13 protein-coding genes and 1 tRNA gene are annotated in these 17,625 nt (G+C 66.3%); 9 read left to right on the top strand and 5 right to left on the bottom strand.

Translation table 11 applies throughout. The annotated features are described in order from the left end of the window. The first annotated feature begins 28 nt into the window (after nucleotides 1-28). Nucleotides 29-688 carry an MBL fold metallo-hydrolase gene (locus HMI58_RS02750; protein ID WP_171618068.1) on the top strand — a complete coding sequence of 220 codons (660 nt, stop codon included), beginning with the start codon at nucleotides 29-31 and terminating at the stop codon, nucleotides 686-688. Here the strand turns inward: HMI58_RS02750 and HMI58_RS02745 are convergent. Next, nucleotides 685-2,373 (bottom strand): alkaline phosphatase D family protein, encoded by a 1,689-nt coding sequence (locus HMI58_RS02745; RefSeq protein WP_171618067.1) that lies wholly within the window; start codon nucleotides 2,371-2,373, stop codon nucleotides 685-687. The two genes, HMI58_RS02750 and HMI58_RS02745, sit on opposite strands and share 4 nt — an antisense overlap. A 46-nt stretch (nucleotides 2,374-2,419) precedes the next feature. Beyond that, entirely contained in the window at nucleotides 2,420-3,502 is a 1,083-nt protein-coding gene (locus HMI58_RS02740; protein WP_171584185.1) for a PLP-dependent cysteine synthase family protein, read from the bottom strand. Between the two features lie 134 nt (nucleotides 3,503-3,636). On the opposite strand from HMI58_RS02740, the gene HMI58_RS02735 reads away from it, so the two are divergent. Continuing rightward, entirely contained in the window at nucleotides 3,637-4,467 is an 831-nt protein-coding gene (locus HMI58_RS02735) for a sulfurtransferase (protein ID WP_171584186.1), read from the top strand. Nucleotides 4,468-4,510: 43 nt separating this feature from the next. Then, the gene (locus tag HMI58_RS02730; protein WP_171584187.1) at nucleotides 4,511-4,942 is read left to right on the top strand and encodes an HIT family protein; all 432 of its coding nucleotides are present in this window, start codon (nucleotides 4,511-4,513) and stop codon (nucleotides 4,940-4,942) included. A 22-nt stretch (nucleotides 4,943-4,964) separates the two neighbouring features. On the opposite strand, the gene hrpA is transcribed toward HMI58_RS02730, so the two are convergent. Together hrpA and HMI58_RS02720 are read right to left on the bottom strand one after the other, a co-directional pair. After that, nucleotides 4,965-8,891, bottom strand: coding sequence for an ATP-dependent RNA helicase HrpA (gene hrpA / locus HMI58_RS02725; RefSeq protein ID WP_171618066.1), 3,927 nt, complete (start codon nucleotides 8,889-8,891; stop codon nucleotides 4,965-4,967). A gap of 35 nt (nucleotides 8,892-8,926) precedes the next feature. Beyond that, a complete protein-coding gene (locus HMI58_RS02720; RefSeq protein WP_171584189.1) occupies nucleotides 8,927-9,883 on the bottom strand; it encodes a YafY family protein in 957 nt (318 codons plus the stop codon). 61 nt (nucleotides 9,884-9,944) lie between these two features. Between HMI58_RS02720 and HMI58_RS02715 the strand changes: the two genes are divergently transcribed. Continuing rightward, on the top strand, nucleotides 9,945-10,520 hold the full coding sequence (locus tag HMI58_RS02715) for a DinB family protein (protein WP_171584190.1): 576 nt from the start codon (nucleotides 9,945-9,947) through the stop codon (nucleotides 10,518-10,520). 18 nt (nucleotides 10,521-10,538) lie between these two features. Here HMI58_RS02715 and HMI58_RS02710 read toward each other — a convergent pair. Continuing rightward, nucleotides 10,539-10,611, bottom strand: a tRNA-Arg gene (locus tag HMI58_RS02710). A 163-nt stretch (nucleotides 10,612-10,774) separates the two neighbouring features. Here HMI58_RS02710 and argS point away from each other — a divergent pair. The 5 genes from argS to thrB are packed head-to-tail and all read left to right on the top strand — an operon-like array spanning nucleotide 10,775 to nucleotide 17,402. After that, a complete protein-coding gene (gene argS, locus HMI58_RS02705) occupies nucleotides 10,775-12,424 on the top strand; it encodes an arginine--tRNA ligase (RefSeq protein WP_171618065.1) in 1,650 nt (549 codons plus the stop codon). A 2-nt stretch (nucleotides 12,425-12,426) separates the two neighbouring features. After that, nucleotides 12,427-13,896, top strand: coding sequence for a diaminopimelate decarboxylase (gene lysA, locus HMI58_RS02700; protein ID WP_171618162.1), 1,470 nt, complete (start codon nucleotides 12,427-12,429; stop codon nucleotides 13,894-13,896). 34 nt (nucleotides 13,897-13,930) lie between these two features. Next, entirely contained in the window at nucleotides 13,931-15,265 is a 1,335-nt protein-coding gene (locus HMI58_RS02695; RefSeq protein WP_171584193.1) for a homoserine dehydrogenase, read from the top strand. Next, complete coding sequence (gene thrC / locus HMI58_RS02690) at nucleotides 15,266-16,393, top strand: threonine synthase (protein WP_171618064.1); 1,128 nt, start codon at nucleotides 15,266-15,268, stop codon at nucleotides 16,391-16,393. Next, nucleotides 16,386-17,402, top strand: a complete 1,017-nt coding sequence (gene thrB / locus HMI58_RS02685) for a homoserine kinase (protein WP_318779113.1) — start codon at nucleotides 16,386-16,388, stop codon at nucleotides 17,400-17,402. The genes thrC and thrB overlap by 8 nt, the downstream gene beginning before the upstream one ends. The last annotated feature ends 223 nt before the right edge of the window (nucleotides 17,403-17,625 follow it).

Below are 17,625 nucleotides of genomic sequence, written 5' to 3'. Positions count from 1 at the left end.
GGCAGGGCCCTGACGGTAGGCTGACGCGATGAAGCTCACCAAATTCACCCACTCCTGTGTCCGGCTGGAAAAAGAGGGTGCGGTGCTGGTCATCGATCCGGGATCGTTCTCCGAGGTGGAGACCGCCCTCGCCGGTGCGCACGCCCTCCTCATTACCCACCAGCATCCCGACCACATCGACGAGGACCGGGTGGTGGCCGCGCTCCAGGACGACCCGTCCCTGGTGGTGTACGCGCCGGAGGTGGTGGCGGGTGTGCTGGCCGAACGGCTCGACGAGGACGCCTCCGGAAGAGTCCGCACAGCGGGGCCGGAGCAGCGCTACAGCGTTGCCGGTTTCGAGGTGCAGACGTTCGGTGGCCAGCACGCGATGATCCACCCGCAGATCCCGGTGGTCGCGAATATCGGATACGTGATTGACGGCAACCTCTACCATCCGGGAGATTCTTTCATCGTTCCCCACGGTATCGACATCACCACGCTGCTGGTCCCGGTGCATGCCCCGTGGTCAAAGATCGCTGAGGTCATCGACTTTGTCACTTCGGTGCGCGCGCCGCGGGCCTATCAGATCCACGATGCACTGCTCAATGACACGGGACTGCAGATGGTCGAGGGCCACGTTGCCCGGCTCGGCGGACTGTACGGTACCGAGTTCCGCCATCTGGCCCCGGGTGACAGCGTGACCATCTAGTGCTGGGAGGACCCCGTAACGGCGGGTGAGGTCCTGGGGGAGACGGTCACTGTCGACACCTGCTCAAGCTGGGGTGAGAGGTGGTCTCCGTCGACAACGACGCCGCGCTCCCACCAGAACCGGAGCCCGTCCGGGCCGTCCTGGAGGCCCGCGAGGTTGTTGTCGAACCAGGGCCCCTTGAGGCCTGACCATCGGAACGGCGGGTTCGGGACCTTGGCGGATCGGGCCACCAGTGCGCCCACCGGGCTCGCGACGCCATAGGACAGGATTGCCGTCGCAAACCGCATGGCGCGAGGGAGCGGGTTGCGGATCGGCGAGCACACCGCCTGGATAATCCGGCTGCCCGAGGTGCGCTCCACCTCGGAAACGTAGGAAAAGTGCACGTCTCCGGACAGGAAGGTGACCGTCTCCGGCGCCGCGCCTCGCAGCCCGTCGGCCACCTCGACCGCCATCCGTGCGACAGTCCTGAAGCTCCGCTGGAACGCCCCCCAGTGTTCCAGATCAACGGTGCGCCGCATTTTCTCGCCGATTTTCGCGCCAACCTTTCCCCAGGCGCCGTCGGCCAGCGCCTCGTTCCAGGCCTCGATGTGGTGCAGGCCGGCGGGGAGCAGGAAGGGCAGCGAAGTGGCGATCAGCAGATGACGGAAGCCGCCCTGCATCTGGCCGTCCAGCCAGTCCATCTCCTGCTCATCGAGGATCGAGCGCCTGGCGGGGTCGAGAACCCTTCCCGCGCGCGAGTCGACGACCACCAGGCGCACGTCGCCGATTTCCCGGGCATAGCTCCAGCGGTAGGTGGAGGGTTGCTGATTCGCCCGGTCGGCGAACCGGTCCAGCACGTCGCTGATATCCAACTCGTCCTCGCCCTGATGGCCGGCAATGACCTGCCAGATTTCGTCCCCGGCCCGGTGCTCGGGGGAGAGGTTGCCCAGATGCTGGTGGACCCAGTAGGACCCAAGTCCCGAGACGATGCGTCCCTGCCACCAGGATGTCTCTTCCATTGACTGTTTCCACTTAAGGGACGTGTTCCAGTCGTCCCGGATGTCGTGGTCGTCGAAAATCATGGCGCTGGGCAGGGTGGAGAGCAGCCACCGGTTGGCGTCGTCCGACCATGCAAGGTTGTACAGGTGCGCGTACTCCTCGTAGTCCTTCAGTTCCTCGCCGGGTTCCTCGCTGATGTCCCTCCGGGCCTTGATGAACTCCTGCATCGCGTCGGAAGTCACGTCCGCGTACACCTGGTCGCCAAGGAAGACCACCAGGTCTGGCCACGCCACGTCGTCGACGCCGTTCGCCATGTTGAGGGCATAGGCCCGCATTGAATCGACGCCGTGCTTGCCGTTGCCGGCCTCGTTGTGGGGGACACTGGTCCGGCAGGAGCCGAAAGCCATCTTGATGGGCTTGCCGGGGGCCAGGGTGCCGATCTTCGATGGCGGATACTGGGACCCTTCTTCCGGCCACACCAGTTCCCCGTCGATCGACACCGTGTATTCGGAGACGGAACCGGGTTCCAGGCCATCGACTTCGACGAGGGCGTAGTGGTGGCCATGGACGCCGAAGGTCCGGGCAGTCCAGGAACGCTGCCCGGCAGTGACCGTCACCAGCGCCGCGCGGCGGGTTTCCACCCAGATGCTTGCCGACGTGAGGTCGACATACCGCATCATGGGGCCAAGCACCAGGGAATCAGTCATGCCTCAGTTCTACCCGGTTCACGCGGCCGCCGCTATCTGGGGTCGCTCAGTCGTGCCACGTTCCAGTGGAGAAGAACCGCTCCAGCTGGGCCGCCGCGGGTGCCGGATCCAAGCCGCGGGCGGCCAGCCAGGCGTCGTCGTCGTACGACCCGGCGTACCGGGTGCCGGCGTCACACATCAACGAGACCACGCTGCCCCTCCGTCCCTCGGCGATCATTCCGGCGATCAGGCGCCAGACGCCCCACAGATTGGTCCCGGTGGACGGCCCGGCATGAAGGCCGGTGAGGTCCCTCAGGTGCCGCATAGCGGCGACGGAGGCGGCATCGGGCACCTGGATCATGTGGTCGATCACTCCCGGCACAAAACTGGGTTCCAGCCGGGGCCGTCCGATGCCCTCGATGCGGGAGGGGCTGCCCGCCGCAGAGGTGCCGCGGTTGAGCCAGGCCGGGTAGAACGCCGAGTTCTCCGGGTCGACGACGGCCAGCCGGGTTGGGTGACGCTGGTACCTGATATACCGGCCGATGGTGGCGCTGGTGCCCCCGGTTCCGGCGCCCACCACGATCCAGTCGGGGATGGGGTGCTGTTCCAGGGCGAGCTGGCCGAAGATCGATTCTGCAATGTTGTTGTTGCCGCGCCAGTCGGTGGCCCGCTCCGCGTACGTGAACTGGTCCATGTAGTGGCCACCGGCGGTGGCAGCGAGCTCGGCGGCAGCGTCATACACGTCGGAAGCGTGCTCCACGAAGTGGCAGGCTCCGCCGTACTGTTCGATCAGGTCGATCTTTTCCTTGCTGGTGGTCCGGGTCATCACGGCAATGAACGGCAGGTCGAGGAGTTGAGCGAAATAGGCCTCCGAGACCGCCGTCGAACCACTGGATGCCTCCACGATGGTGGTGTTCTCGGTGATCCAGCCGTTGACCAGGCCGAAGAGGAACAGGGACCGCGCCAACCGATGCTTGAGGCTGCCGGTGCGGTGCGTCGACTCGTCCTTGAGGAACAGGTCGACACCCCAGTGCTCCGGCAATGGAACCGCATACAGGTGCGTATCGGCCGACCGGTTGTTCTCGGCTTCGATGCGGCGGATCGCCTCCGCCGCCCAGGACCGTTCGGAGAGGGGCGTCAGGATAGTCACGGGTTCAGCCTACCGGCCACTTCCCAGCCCACAGATGAGTCTGAGGTGCCGGATTACAAAACCAGCACCGGCTGTGGTGGACTGGTGCACATAGGCCCGGCAGTGTTGCCGGTCACATTCAAAAGGAGATCTTGATGAAGACTCTGATGGACGTGCAGGCCCTGCGGGACCGGATGACCTCCGGTCTGCAGACGGTTCTGCTGGATGTCCGCTGGACGCTGGGCGATCCCCACGGCCACGGCCATTACCAATCAGCCCACATCCCCGGCGCCGTCTACGTTGACCTGGAGTCCACGCTCAGCGCCGAACCGTCAGCCCGCGAGGGCAGGCACCCACTCCCGAGCCTTGACCGCTTGCAGGAAGCCGCCCGGCAGTGGGGGATCAACGACGGCGACGTCGTCGTCGCCTACGACAACTCGGGTAACACCTCGGCTGCACGGCTCTGGTGGCTGCTGCGCTGGGCCGGACTCGAGACGGTGCACCTGCTCGACGGCGGGCTCACCGCCTGGACAGCAGCCGGCTTCGAGACCGAGGGCGGCGAGGAGCAGCACTGTCTCGGCGAGGTCGACCTGACGCAGGGGGCCATGCCGGTGACCGGCCTCGATGCCGTAGCTGACCTCGCCCGGGATGGAGTCCTGCTGGACGCCCGCGCCGGTGAACGGTTCCGCGGCGAAGTGGAACCACTGGATCCGAAGGCAGGCCACATTCCCGGGGCGATCAGTGCACCCACCACCGAGAACCTCGCCGCCGACCTGCGGTTCAAGACGCCGCAGGACCTCAGGGAACGATTCGAGGCCCTCGGGGTCAGCGACACGGTCGACGTCGCCGTGTACTGCGGGTCGGGGATTACCGCCGCCCATCAGATCGCCGCCCTGGAGATTGCCGGCTACCGTGCCGCGCTGTATCCGGGATCCTGGTCCCAATGGTCGTCGCGGTCCGAGTTGCCGGTGGCAACCGGAGCCTAGACGGACACCCACCCATCCCTACCTTGAAGCTGAGGAGTTTCGCATGAGTACCCTGTTCACCAAGATCATCGACGGCGAGATTCCGGGGCGCTTCGTCTGGAAGGACGACGACGTCGTCGCTTTCCTCACGATCGCGCCCCTGACCGACGGGCACACCCTGGTGCTGCCCCGGCAGGAGGTGGCGCACTGGGTGGATGCTGAACCCGAGCTCCTGGGCAAGGTGATGGCCGTGGCGCAGACCATCGGCAAGGCACAGGCGGCCGCTTTCGCCCCGAAGCGGGTAGGCGTACTCGTGGAGGGGTTCGAGGTGCCGCACCTGCACGTCCACGTCTGGCCGACGCAGAGCTCCAAGGACTTCGACGTTCATGCGGTGGACCACAACCCGGACCCGGAGAGGCTTGACGCCAACGCGGCGGCCCTGCGGGCTGCGCTCCGGGACGCTGGTCACGGCTCGCGCGTGCCCGAGGCCAGCTAGCGGCTGGCCGCCCACCGGGCGCTTACCCGGCGGACCCTACCCCGGTCCGCTGCGCTGCCATCGCCTCGCCGATCGCAGCGCGGATCCGTTTCTCTGAGACGGTGTAGGCGGTGCCGAGTTCCTGAGCGAACAGGCTGATCCTCAGTTCCTCGAGCATCCAGCGCACCCGCAACAGGGCGGGCGGAGTCTTCCGTCCGCCCGGAACGAGGGCGGCGACGGCGTCGTCGTACTCGTCTTCCAGCCGCTGGACCACCGCCGTTCCGAGGGAATCGCGCTGGACGTTGCCCGCCAGCTTGGCGATCCGCGTCTCGATGCCGGTCAAATACCGGGGTAGCTGGCTGAGCTGGGTGTAGCCGGTTTTCGCGACAAAGCCCGGGTACACCAGCTGCTCCAGCTGGCTCCGCACGTCGTTCAGCGCTGTGATCAGGGCGAGGCTGGTGGTCCCCTTGAGCTGCTTCTCGATCCGCCGGGTGCTGGAGAGGATCTTCTCCACTGTGGCCGTCACGGTGAACACGGTGTCGATGAGCTCGGCCCTGACGGTCTCGTAAAGGGCAGTGAATTCGGCCTCGGTCCAGGGCAGGACCTCCGGGGTGAGCTTGTCGACTGCCGCCAGGGTGCAGTCCTGGATCAGTCCCGCCACGCTGCCGTGGGGGTTCTGCGTAAACGTGAGCTTTTCCGCATTGCTGAGATGCTCCAGCACGTACTTGGCAGGGCTCGGCACGCGGACCGCGAGGAGGCGGATGACGCCGTCGCGCATTGACGCTTCCTGCTCGGCGGTGTTGGGGAAGACCGCCAGCCCGACGGCGGTGCCCTCGTCGGTCAGAGCCGGATACCCGGTCACGGTGTGGCCATTCACCAACCGGGTGACCTGCCGGGGCAGGTCACCGAGGGTCCAGGCGGTGAGTCCGGACCGCTCGGTGATCCCAATGTCTGTCGGTGAGCCGGCCGCGGCGGCCCGCGACTGCACCCTCGCGGGAGCTTTGGCCGGCCGGGTGGTCGCCGGGGTGGCACCCAGGGACTCGGCGATCGCGCGGCGTGTCTGCGGCGCCAACCGCTCCTGCAGGGCGGCCAGGTCGGTGCCCTCGTCGAGGATCTTGCCCTGGCCGTCCACCACCTGGAAGGTCATCAGGAGGTGTTCAGGCAGGACGGCGCGGTTCCAGGAACCGGGCGCGATGATGTGCCCCTTCAACCGCCGCAACGCCAGTTCCAGCGACTGCTCCAGGTCGTCCCGGTCGGGATCGAAGTCGGTGTTCAGGGCAGCAACGGCGCTCCTGGCCACATCGGGGGCGGGAATGAAGTTCTTGCGCACCTGTTTTGGCAGGGACTTGATCAGCGCGGTGACCAGTTCCACCCGCAGTCCAGGGATCTGCCAGTGGAACGGCCGCGCCTCGAGCTGGTTCAGGAGCACCACGGGGATCTGGACCGTGACGCCGTCCGAGGCGCCCTGCACGCCGGGGGAGAACTCGTAGCTCAGCGGCAGGTCGAACCCGCCCTGATGCCAGGTCTTGGGGAAGGCGGACTCGTCGAGGTCATCGTCGGCGAGCACATCGCCGGGCAGGAAGTCCAGGAGTTCCGGCTGACGATGGCGGGTGTCCTTCCACCAGGAGTCGAAGTGCCGTTCGGAGACCACGTCGGGTCCCACCCGGGAGTCGTAGAACTCGAACAGGGTCTCGTCGTCGACCATCAGGTCACGACGGCGCAGCCTGTTCTCCAGCTCCTCGATTTCCGCGAGGCGTGCCTTGTTGCGGTGGAAGAACTTGTGGTGGGTCTTCCAATCACCCTCCACGAGGGCATGCCTGATGAACATTTCGCGGGCAACTTCGCGGTCGATCCGCCCGTAGTTGACGCGGCGCTGCGGGACGATCGGAACGCCGTACAGGGTGACCTTTTCATGGGCCATCACCGCGCCCATCTTGCGGGACCAGTGGGGTTCGCTGTAGCTGCGTTTGACCAGGTGCGGCGCCACCTCTTCCGCCCACAGCGGGTCGAACTTCGCAACGACCCGTGCCCAGAGCCGGGAGGTTTCGACCAGTTCGGCGGCCATCACCCAGTCCGGCGATTTCTTGAAGAGTGCGCTGCCGGGGAAGATCACGAACCGGGTCCCCCGCGCACCGGCGTACTCCCGTTTGCGCTGGTCATAAAGCCCGATGTGGCTGAGCAGCCCGGAGAGCAGGCTGATGTGAATCGGGGTGTCGTTGCCCACCGGGTCCACTGGGTCAGGGGACAGCGTGATGCCCAGCGGTTTAGCCAGCTGCCGGAGCTGGGCAAACAGGTCCTGCCACTCGCGCACCCGCAGGTAGTTGATGAACTCGTTGCGGCACAGCTTGCGGAACTGGGTCGAGGAAAGTTCCTTCTGCTGCTCCTGCAGGTACCGCCAGAGGTTCAGGTAGCCGGTGAAGTCGGAGTTCTCATCCAGGAACCGCTTGTGCATCGCCGTGGCGGTCTGCAGTTTCGCGCCCTGGTCTGCCTGCGGGCGCTCCCGCGGGTCCTGGATGGTCAGGGCCGCCGCGAGCACCATCACTTCCTTGGCGCATCCCCGCTCGCCGGCCTCAACGATCATCCGGCCCAGGCGCGGATCCACGGGAAGCTGTGCGAGCTTCCGGCCGACCTTCGAAATGCTGCCCGACGGGTCGAGGGCGCCGAGCTCCTTGAGCAGGGTGACGCCATCGTTGATGGCCTTGGAATCAGGTGGTTCGACGAAGGGGAAGTCAGCGACGTCCTTGGGGCCGCGGGTGACGCCCATCGCGCTCATCTGCAGGATGACCGCCGCCAGGTTGGTGCGCAGGATCTCGGGGTCGGTGAATGGACGGCGGGCGTCGAAGTCCTCCTGGGAGTACAACCGGATGGCGATGCCATCCGACACCCGGCCGCAGCGCCCGGAGCGCTGGTTCGCGGAGGCCTGCGAGACGCGCTCGATTGGGAGCCGCTGCACCTTGGTGCGGTGTGAATACCGGGAGATCCGGGCGGTACCGGTGTCGATCACATACTTGATGCCGGGGACGGTCAGCGAGGTCTCCGCGACGTTCGTGGCCAGGATGATGCGGCGGCCCGGGCCTGAGGGGCGGAAGACCCGATGCTGTTCCTGCAGCGACAACCTGGCGAACAACGGCAGGATGTCAGTGCCCTTGAGCCGGGGGTTGACCTGCACCCGGGCGCGGAGGGCGTCGGCAGCGTCGCGAATCTCGCGCTCGCCGGAGAAGAACACCAGGATGTCCCCGGGAGCTTCGGTGGCGAGTTCGTCGACGGCGTCACACACCGCGTCGAGCGGGTCGCGGTCCTCCTCCTGGTCCCCGGGATCGGCGCTGTCATCAGCCGCGCCCGCCGGCTGGCTGAGCGGACGGTACCTGATCTCCACCGGGTAGGTGCGGCCGGAGACCTCGATGATCGGTGCCGGCTGCTTGACGCTTACGGCTTCATCGGCGGCGAAGTGCGCGGCGAAGCGTTCCGGATCGATGGTGGCGGAGGTGATGATGAGCTTCAGATCGGGGCGCTGGGGGAGGATCCGCTTCAGATACCCGAGGATGAAGTCGATGTTGAGGCTCCGCTCGTGGGCCTCATCGATGATGATGGTGCTGTATTTCTTCAGCAGCCGGTCGTGCTGGATCTCCGCGAGCAGGATGCCGTCAGTCATCAGCTTGATCTTTGTGCTGCGGCTGACCTCGCCGGTGAACCGCACCTGGAAACCGACCTCGGCTCCCACCTTGACATCCAGTTCCTCGGCGATCCGTTCGGCGACGGTGCGGGCCGCCAGCCGGCGGGGCTGGGTGTGGCCAATCAATCCATGCTCCGCGAGCCCCAGTTCCACGCACATCTTGGGGATCTGGGTGGTCTTGCCGGAGCCGGTCTCGCCAGCGATGATCGTCACCTGGTTGGCAGCGATAGCGGCCATGATGTCGGCGCGGCGCTCGGAAACCGGGAGTTCGGGGGGATAGGAGATAGTCAGTGCCATGGTTGGTACCAATTCTAGGCCTTGGGAGAACCGGATCAGTCCCCGGCTGCCCCGCTCAGGCGGGCCGCCGCCAGCCGGGCACGCTCACGCATCTGCGGCGGGTCCAGGATCTCGAAGTCCAGTTCCAGCGCCACCAGGTGCATCAGGGGCCAATCGAGCGAATCGAACCCGGCGCGCATGATCGTGTGGCCGTCGCCGTCGCTCTGGAGCTCAGCCGTATCCGGTGAAATCTTTTGCGAGACATCGGCGATGTTCCCAGTGAGCCGGACCACGACGTCGTACTTGTAGGGGGACCGGGTAATTGACTGCTGGACGTACAGGGCGAGGTCCCGGGCAGGCAGCGGCCGGGGAGTGAAGCGGTCCCGCTGGGCGGGTACTGACTGGCAGCGGTCCACCCGGAACGTCCGCCAGTCCTCGCGGGTGGCATCCCACGCCACCAGGTACCAGCGGCGACCGGTGTCGACCAGCCGGTAAGGCTCGACGATCCGGCGTGATGATTCACCGTCTTGACGGGCATACCTGAAGACGACTGTGCGACGCTCGGTGATCGCTGCGGAGAGCGCCGTGAGAATTTCGGGCCGCACCGGTGTGCTGACCGCCGCCATCCGGGTGACGGCGTTGCGCAGGCCGGCAAACCGGGGGCGTAGCCGGCCCGGCAGGACCTGTTCCAGTTTGGTGAGCGCCCGTACGGAGGCCTCTCCGATGCCCGCCACGGGGCTCGCCGTGACGGCGCTGAGGCCGAGCGCGACAGCGAGGGCTTCGTCGTCGTCGAGTAGCAGCGGGGGCAGCTGGGCGCCTGCCCCGAGCTGGTACCCGCCAGCGATCCCCGGGGAAGCGTGGATGGGGTAGCCCAGAGTGCGGAGCTTGCCGATGTCGCGGCGCACCGTGCGCTCAGTGACATCCATCCTGTCGGCCAGGGCGGAGCCGGTCCATTCACGGCGCAGCTGAAGCAGCGACAGTAATTGCAGCAGCCGGGCCGAGGTTTCCAACATGTACCCAAAATACTCTCCAACCAGGTCAGAAGCTGTCCTCAATCGCTCCTACCCTGAGTCCATGGACATCACTAAGGAACTGACAGACCAGCTGCGGTGGCATTGGGAGCACCAGGCCCGCCCCCGGCTGGACGGTTTGAGCGATGAGGAGTACTTCTGGGAGCCGGTGGACGGCTGCTGGAGTGTGCGGCCCCGGGGGACGGGGACAGCCGCCCTCCAGGTGGGAAGTGGTGCGTTCACCATTGATTTCGAGATTCCCGAACCAAGCCCAGCGCCGGTCACCACGATTGCCTGGCGGATGGGGCATCTGATGGTGGGGGTGCTGGGGTCACGGGTAGCCTCGCACTTCGGCGGGGAGCCCATCGACTACCCGTCCTTCGACTACCCGGGATCCGCTCAGCAGGCGCTGGAGCAGCTGGACAGCCTCTATGAGCAGTGGATAGCCGGGGTATCGCAGCTCGACGCAGCCGGAATCGACCGGCCGGTGGGACCAGCTGAACACGAGTTCGCCGCCTGGCCGATGGGGTCGCTCGTCCTCCACATCAACCGTGAAATGATCCACCACCTGGCGGAGATTGCCCTGCTGAGGGATCTGTACGCGGCCCCCTTAAAGCAGTCAACCCCCGGATTTCAGTGAGATCCGGGGGTTGTTCTGTGCCCTCGATAGGATTCGAACCTACGACCTTCTGCGCCGGAGGCAGACGCTCTATCCCCTGAGCTACGAAGGCGTGGAACCGGTCATACCGGCCCCGTAATTGGGACTCATTGAGCTTAGCAGGGAAGCACCCCCTGACGAAAACCCTCTGTTCCCGGTCCCCCCGGGTGAGGGGGACCGGGCCGGGGAGGCGTCACAGAAATGGCCCCAGCGGTGAGCCCCGTTATGCTGGACGGGTGACTCCTGAAGAACTATCTGCTGCCATCTCCTCATGCCTCAAAGACGCCGTCGCCGCTGGCGAATTCGACGTCGAGCTTCCCTCTGAGGTGCGGGTGGAGCGACCCCGGAGCCGGGAGCACGGGGACTGGGCCACCAACATCGCCCTCCAGCTGTCCAAGCAGGCGGGAATGAACCCCCGGGAGTTCGCCCAGATCCTCAGCAGTCGCCTGGAGCAGATCGACGGCGTCAAGACCGTCGCGATCGCCGGTCCCGGCTTCCTCAACATCACCCTCGACGCCGCAGCCGCTGGCGAACTTGCCCGGTCCATTGTCGAAGCGGGCGCCACTTACGGCAACAGCGGGTTGATGGCGGGCACCAAGATCAACCTGGAATTTGTCTCGGCGAACCCCACAGGCCCCATCCACCTGGGCGGCACCCGGTGGGCCGCCGTCGGCGACGCACTGGCCCGGCTGTTCCAGTCCCAGGGCGCGGCAGTGACCCGGGAGTACTACTTCAATGACCACGGCGCGCAGGTGGAGCGGTTCGCCCGCTCGCTGTGGGCCAGTGCCAAGGGCGAGCCGTCCCCGGAGGACGGCTACGGCGGAGCCTACATTGACGACATCGCCGCCCGCGTCCTGGTCCTCGACCCTGCCATCCTGGACCTGCCGCAGGACGAATCGGTCGAGCGGTTCCGCGAACTGGGTGTGGATCTGATGTTCTCTGACATCAAGAAGTCCTTGCATGACTTCGGCGTCGACTTCGACGTGTACTTCCACGAGCACTCGCTCTTCCAGGACGGGTTCGTCGAGGGGCTGCTGGAGAAGCTGAAGACCTCGGGGAACTTGTACCTCGAAGACGGCGCGTGGTGGCTGCGGTCCACCGAGTTCGGCGACGACAAGGACCGCGTGGTCATCAAGTCCGACGGCGCACCCGCTTACATCGCTGGCGACATCGGCTACTTCGTCAACAAGCGCCAGCGGGGCTTCGACCTGAACATCATCATGCTCGGCGCCGACCACCACGGCTATGTGGCCCGGCTCAAGGCCGCAGCGGCCGCGCTCGGCGATGACCCCGACACTGTCGAGGTGCTGATCGGCCAGATGGTCAACTTGATGAAGGACGGTGCCCCGGTCCGGATGTCCAAGCGGAACGGCACCGTGGTCACCCTTGAGGACCTGGTCGACGCCGTCGGCGTGGACGCCGCCCGGTACACCCTGGCGCGCTTCTCCGCGGACTCGAACATCGATATCGACCTTGACCTGCTCACCCGGCGGACCAACGACAACCCGGTGTTCTACGTGCAGTACGCCCATGCCCGGACCCACGCGGTGGAGCGCAATGCCGTAGCCGCCGGGGTGGACACGAGCGCGTTCGACGCTTCCGAACTCAGCCACCCCACCGAGGGTGAACTGCTCGCGGCGCTCGGCCAGTTCCCTGGCATGGTGGCGCAGGCGGCGGCGTTCCGGGAACCGCACCGGGTGGCCCGCCACATCGAGGTCATCGCCGGCACCTACCACCGCTGGTACGACGCGTGCCGGATCGCGCCGCTGGGCGACGAACCGGTCACCGATCTGCACCGCACCCGGCTCTGGCTGAACAACGCCACGCAGCAGGTTCTCGCCAACGGCCTGGGGCTGCTCGGCGTCTCCGCGCCGGAGCGGATGTGAGCATGGGAACCGAGGCGGTCCGCCTGTCCACACCCTCGCCGCTGGCCCCCGCCTGGCTGAGTTATCCCGACGACGTCAACCGGCTCGACCCTGCCCTCTGGGCGAAGGACGTGAGCCGAACCGGTGAGGAACTCTCCATCGGGGGGATCACGGTCAGCGCGCTCGCCGCCGAGTTCGGCACCCCGCTGTTCGTCGTGTCCGAGGATGATTTCCGGACGAGGGCCCGCAGTTTCAAGGACACGTTCGACGCCGCCTTCGCTGACCTCGGCGGGGGAGTGGACGTCTACTACGCCGGCAAGTCGTTCCTCTGCACCGAGATTGCGCACTGGGTGGCGGAGGAAGGCCTGCGGCTGGATACCTGCTCGGCCGGGGAACTGGCGATCGCCATGCGGGCCGGCATCCCCGGTGAGCACCTGAGCCTGCATGGGAACAACAAGTCCGATGCCGCCCTCCGCCGCGCGCTGGACCTGAACCTGGGCCGCATCGTCGTGGACAGCCTGCCCGAGCTGGAGCAGGTCGCCGCCCTCGCCGCCTCCCTCAACACCACAGCGAACGTGATGCTCCGGCTCACCCCGGGCGTGCACGCTTCCACCCACGAGTTCATTGCCACCGCCCACGAGGACCAGAAGTTCGGTTTGTCACTCGCCGGTGGACCCGCTGGACAGGGCACAGACGAGGCGGCCACCTCTCCGGCAGCGCAGGCAGTCGCGGCGGCGCTGGGGCACGAGTCGATCAACCTGCTGGGCGTCCACTGTCACATCGGCTCGCAGATCTTCGAGCCCGAGGGCTTCGAGCTCGCCGCCCGCAGGCTGCTTGCCTTCCTTGGCCAGGTCCGAGACCTCCATGGGCGGGAACTGCCCGAACTGGACCTGGGCGGCGGCTACGGCATCGCCTATACCGAGGTCGACGCCCCCCGCCCGCCAGCCGAGATCGCGACGGCGATGGCCGACGTCGTACGCGCCACCTGCGCGGAACTCGGTCTGGCCGTGCCCCGGATCTCGATCGAACCGGGCCGGGCCATCGTCGGGTCAACCACTTTCACCCTGTACACGGCCGGTATTACCAAAACGGTCAGGGTCGACGTCGACGGCGACACCCAGCCACGGCGTTACGTATCGGTGGATGGAGGGATGAGCGATAACCCCCGCCCAGTCCTCTACGACGCCAACTACTCGGCGGCCCTCGCGTCGCGGACATCCGTCGCGGACCCCGTGCTGTCACGCGTGGTCGGGATGCACTGCGAAAGCGGCGACATCGTGGTCCGGGACGTCTATCTGCCTGAGGACACCGGTGCGGGCGACCTGCTGGCGGTCCCCGGGACGGGCGCCTACTGCTGGGCGCTGTCGAGTAACTACAACTGGGTCGGCAGGCCTCCCGTCGTGGCGGTCCGGGATGGGCAGGCACGGCTGATCGTGCGCGGCGAAACCGAGGATGACATCCTGGCCCGGGATATCACTCGCACCACCAACTGATTGCAGGAGCGACACAATTTCACCTGATACAGACTTGTTCTCACCAGCCCTTTCGACGCTGAAGATCGCCCTGCTGGGCTGCGGCAACGTCGGCTCGCAGGTGGCGCGGATCCTCCTCGAAGATGCCGACGCGCTGGCCGCGCGGACCGGTGCACGGCTGGAACTGACCGGTATTGCGGTCCGGAACCTCGACGCCCCGCGTGACGTCGACCTGCCGCGCGAACTCTTCACCACCGACGCCGAGTCGCTGGTGGAGGGCGCCGACATTGTGATCGAACTGATGGGCGGCATCGAGCCCGCGCGGTCATTGATCCTGCGCTCCATTGACCACGGCGCCACGGTGGTCAGCGGCAACAAGGCGCTACTGGCGCTCGACGGGCCCACCCTCTACGAGAAGGCCGACGCCGCCAGGGTCCAGCTGTCCTATGAGGCAGCGGTGGCCGGCGCTATCCCGATCCTGCGCCCCATCCGGGACAGCCTCTCCGGCGACCGCATCACCCGGGTGCTCGGAATCGTCAACGGCACCACCAACTTCATTCTCGACCAGATGGACACCACCGGCGCACAGTTCGACGACGCCCTGGCCGAAGCCCAGCGCCTCGGTTACGCCGAAGCCGACCCTACTGCGGACGTGGAGGGGCACGACGCCGCGGCGAAGGGCGCCATCCTGGCGTCCCTGTCCTTCCACACCCGGTTTGCCCTGGAGGATGTCTACTGCGAGGGCATTACCAAGGTGACAGCCGACGATATTGCCGCAGCCAAGGATGCCGGGTTTGTCATCAAGTTGCTGGCCATTGCCGAACTCCTGCCCCGCGACGACGTTGACGGCGCCGGTTCCCAGGGCGTCAGCGTCCGGGTGCACCCCACCCTGCTGCCCCGTGACCACCCGCTGGCAGCTGTCCACGGTGCGTTCAACGCGGTCTTCATCGAAGCTGAGAACGCCGGCGAACTGATGTTCTACGGCCAGGGCGCCGGAGGCACCCCCACCGCCTCGGCCGTGCTGGGCGACGTCGTCAGCGCGGCACGCCGGATGGTGCTCGGGGGCCCCGGGCGCACTGAAACCACGACCGGGCACGTGCCCTCGATGAGTATCGACTCAGTCAAAACCAGCTACTCGATCGGCCTCGAGGTGGCGGACCAGCCAGGTGTGCTGGCACGGATCGCCCAGCTGTTCGCCGAGCAGGGCGTCTCGATCGAGACCATGCGGCAGAATATTCATCCAGCCGGCACGCCGGGGGACGCCACCGCTGAACTGCGCATCGTGACCCACCGCGCCACCGAGGCCGCACTGGCCACTACTGTTCAACATATCCAGGACCTCGCCGTGATCAATTCGGTAACGAGCGTCCTTCGAGTGGAAGGAGCCTAAGTGGCTCACCAATGGCGCGGCGTTATCCGCGAGTACGCCGACCGTCTGCCAGTCACCGAGTCCACCGAGGTCATCACCCTGGGTGAAGGCGGGACCCCCCTGGTTCCAGCCAAGGCACTCTCCGAACTGACCGGTTCCCAGGTCTTCCTCAAGGTTGAGGGGATGAATCCGACCGGGTCCTTCAAGGACCGGGGGATGACGATGGCGATCACCGCAGCGATCGAGGCCGGGGCCAAGGCAGTGGTGTGCGCCTCGACTGGGAACACCTCTGCCTCAGCGGCGGCCTATGCCACCCAGGCGGGCATCACCTGCGCTGTTCTGGTGCCGGACGGCAAGATCTCGATGGGCAAGCTGAGTCAGGCCATCGCTCATGGAGCAGAACTGCTTCAGGTGAACGGCAACTTCGACAACTGCCTCGACGTCGCCCGCAAACTCGCCGAGGCGTACCCGGTGTTCCTGGTCAACTCAGTCAATCCAGCGCGGATCGAAGGCCAGAAGACTGGAGCCTTCGAGGTGGTGGATGTCCTGGGTGATGCCCCCGACTATCACCTGCTTCCGGTCGGCAACGCCGGCAATATCACTGCGTACTGGAAGGGCTACAAGGAATACGCGGAGCCCTACTCCAACCCCCACCTCATCGGCGACAGCACTGTGCTCCCACCCGTCTCCACCAAACGGCCCATCATGTGGGGCTTCCAGGCCGAGGGCGCCTCGCCCCTGGTCAAGGGACACCCGGTGACCGAACCCGACACCATCGCCACGGCCATCAGGATCGGCAACCCCGCCTCCTGGGACCAGGCGATTGCCGCCCGGGACGAATCCGGTGGCTTGATCGAAGCAGTCACCGACCAGGAAATCCTCGACGCACACCGCTGGCTGTCCGCACGCGAAGGTGTCTTCGTGGAACCAGCCTCCGCGGCCGGAGTCGCCGGGCTGCTCAAAAAGCATGCCGCGGGAGAGGCGCCCGTCGGCAAGACCATTGTCATCACCGTGACCGGCCACGGCCTCAAGGACCCCCAGTGGGCGCTGAAAGCCGCCGACGGATCCGACGTCGAGCCCACGAAGGTGGATTTCGACGTCGTCAGCGTCGCAACCGCTCTGGGACTCGAGGGCACAGCGGGTGAGTGACCGGGTTCCCGTGTACTCCACCGAGATCGACCCCTCGCCGGTGCCCGCCCGCCTCGTTGCTGCTGGTCAGGACGTGACCATCCGGGTGCCAGCGACCAGCGCAAACCTCGGCCCCGGGTTCGACACGCTGGGACTGGCCGTATCGCTTTTTGACACGGTCAGGGTGCGAACCAACACCAGCGGCATCGTGTCGGTCAGGGTTACCGGCGAGGGGGCGGACAGCCTCCCCACCGATGGCAACCACCTGGTGGCGCGGACCCTGCTGGAAACCCTCGATCGCGCAGGATACGGCTGCCCGGGTCTTGAGCTGGAAACCGAAAACCTGATCCCTCACGGACGGGGGCTGGGCTCCTCGGCGGCAGCGATCGTCACCGCCGTGCTGGGAGCCAACTTCCTGCTCCCGGACGCCGCACGGATGGCACCACCTGCCCTCCTCCAGCTGTGTTCCACCCTGGAGGGTCACCCCGACAACGTAGCGCCGGCACTGGTGGGTGCACTCGCCATCTCCTGGGAAACCGGGAGGGTCTTTCACAGCACCCGCGTCCCCGTGCATCCGTCAATCATTCCGATAGCTGCGGTCCCGTCGACCAGCCTGTCGACGGAAAGCGCGAGGGCGTTGCTGCCGACCTCGGTGTCCCACGCCAGTGCCGCAGCCAATGCCGGCCGTGCGGCGCTCCTGATTGACGCGCTGTCCCGTGAGCCTGAGTTCATCCTGGATGCCACCCAGGACGAACTGCACCAGGACTACCGGGCGCAGGCGATGCTTCCCAGCGCCACCCTGATGCGCCAGCTCAGGGCCCAAGGATTCCCGGCAGTCATTTCCGGTGCCGGGCCAACGGTGATGACTCTCGCCGTCGGCGAGGCGCAAGCGACGGCCGCCGAGCAGGCGATCAGGTCACTGACGGCGGACCCAGACAATGCAGATTCAGGCGCCCAATGGCGCGTCCTTAGGCTGACCGTTGCCCCTGAGGGTGCTAAACTGGTGGTGCACCAACGGAATGAATCGTGACCTATTGGTTCGCTGTTCAACTGAGTGCTTCTGCTGATCTGGCCGTCATTTTCTTTTGACCGCCGCAAAACTGCATGGTTTTCAGCAGTCGCATCACCTCCGGTGTAACCTCCCAGGAACGTATGAGCATCACCGGTTTGAACTTAAACCGAAAGCCTACTTACTTCCGAAGGTTCCTAGCACGCACGGCCAGGCCGGACTCTACCGGCAGGACCGAACCCGA

The sequence above is a fragment of the Arthrobacter sp. 147(2020) genome, assembly GCF_013116715.1.
Taxonomy (GTDB): Bacteria; Actinomycetota; Actinomycetes; order Actinomycetales; family Micrococcaceae; genus Arthrobacter_D.
The sequence above is the reverse complement of the archived record's forward strand: the minus strand, read 5'-3'. Positions and strand labels throughout refer to the sequence as shown.

Excerpts from the sequence above, each read along its gene's own strand:
- HMI58_RS02735 (WP_171584186.1), top strand. The coding sequence starts at position 3,637 with ATGAAGACTCTGATGGACGTGCAGGCCCTGCGGGACCGGATGACCTCC.
- HMI58_RS02750 (WP_171618068.1), top strand. The coding sequence starts at position 29 with ATGAAGCTCACCAAATTCACCCACTCCTGTGTCCGGCTGGAAAAAGAG.
- HMI58_RS02715 (WP_171584190.1), top strand. The coding sequence starts at position 9,945 with ATGGACATCACTAAGGAACTGACAGACCAGCTGCGGTGGCATTGGGAG.
- HMI58_RS02730 (WP_171584187.1), top strand. The coding sequence starts at position 4,511 with ATGAGTACCCTGTTCACCAAGATCATCGACGGCGAGATTCCGGGGCGC.
- lysA (WP_171618162.1), top strand. The coding sequence starts at position 12,427 with ATGGGAACCGAGGCGGTCCGCCTGTCCACACCCTCGCCGCTGGCCCCC.
- hrpA (WP_171618066.1), bottom strand. The coding sequence starts at position 8,891 with ATGGCACTGACTATCTCCTATCCCCCCGAACTCCCGGTTTCCGAGCGC.
- HMI58_RS02720 (WP_171584189.1), bottom strand. The coding sequence starts at position 9,883 with ATGTTGGAAACCTCGGCCCGGCTGCTGCAATTACTGTCGCTGCTTCAG.
- HMI58_RS02745 (WP_171618067.1), bottom strand. The coding sequence starts at position 2,373 with ATGACTGATTCCCTGGTGCTTGGCCCCATGATGCGGTATGTCGACCTC.